The organism is Achromobacter sp. Marseille-Q0513 (assembly GCF_018195695.1).
In the GTDB taxonomy this organism is placed as follows: Bacteria; Pseudomonadota; Gammaproteobacteria; order Burkholderiales; family Burkholderiaceae_B; genus Achromobacter.
The window spans coordinates 1-1,108 of sequence record NZ_JAGTJY010000378.1 but is presented as its reverse complement, the minus strand read 5'-3'; the positions used below and the strand labels follow the sequence as shown (position 1 = coordinate 1,108).

The window sequence follows — 1,108 nt, the reverse complement described above, 5'->3', positions numbered from 1 at the left end:
ACCCAGCACTGGCTCAACCAGGCCGATGACGGCCTGGTTGAGCCAGTGCTGGGTTTCTTCCAGCACGCTGGCGTAGGCGTCGGAGGTGGTGATCATGAATGGGATTCCGGAAAAGAAAAGCGCGGGCTGAAGCGCCCGCGCGGCCCGCGCCTTGCCGCGCCTGCCCGGCGGCAAGGCCGGGCGGGCGGCGGATCAGGCGGCCGGCATCGCGGCCATGGTCTGGGCCACGGCGGCGGTGAGTTTCTTGCCGTAGGGAATGTGCAGGAACTCGTTGGGGCCGTGGGCGTTGGACTTGGGGCCCAACACGCCGCAGACCATGAACTGCGCCTTGGGGAAGCCCTTTTGCAGGATGCTCATCAGCGGGATGGTGCCGCCCTGGCCGATGTAGCCGCAGGACGAACCGTAGTAGGCCTGCGAGGCGGCGTCCAGCGCCTGGGTCAGCCAAGGCGCCGAGGCCGGCGCGTTCCAACCGGTGGCGGCGCCTTCGTTGGCCTTGAAGATGACCTTGGCGTTATAGGGCGCGTCGGCTTCCAGCAGCGCCTTGATCTCCTGCGAGGCGGCGACGGCGTCGACCAGCGGCGGCAGGCGCAGCGACAGCTTGAAGGCGGTGCGCGGACGCAGCACGTTGCCGGCGCTGGACAGCGGCGGCAGGCCTTCGGCGCCGGTCACCGACAGCGTCGGACGCCAGGTGCGGTTCAGCAGGGCCTGTTCGGGCTCGGTGGTCATGGGCAGCACGAAGCCGCCGTCGGCGCCGCAGCTCCAGGGGAAACGGCGCCAGACCTCGTCGCCCAGGATGCGCGCGGTGGCGTGCACCTGCTCGACGCGGTCGGTCGGGATCTCGCAATGCAGGCTCTGCGGCAGCAGGCGGCCGGTGGAACTGTCTTCCAGGCGGTCCAGCAGGTGGCGCAGGATGCGGAACGACGACGGCACCACGCCGCTGGAGTCGCCCGAGTGCACGCCCTCGTCCAGCACCTGGACTTCCAGCGTGCCCGAGACCATGCCGCGCAGCGAGGTGGTCATCCAGAGCTGGTCGTAGTTGCCGGCGCCCGAGTCCAGGCACACCACCAGCGCGACGTTGCCCAGGCGGCTGCGCAGCGCGTCGACGTAG

At 70.0% G+C, this 1,108-nt stretch carries 1 protein-coding gene; it reads right to left on the bottom strand.

Translation table 11 applies throughout. From position 1 onward, the window contains the following. Window positions 1-192: 192 nt before the first annotated feature. Window positions 193-1,108 (bottom strand): peptidase dimerization domain-containing protein (locus KDH83_RS30755; protein ID WP_212322840.1); only part of this gene is annotated, 916 nt, incomplete at its 5' end.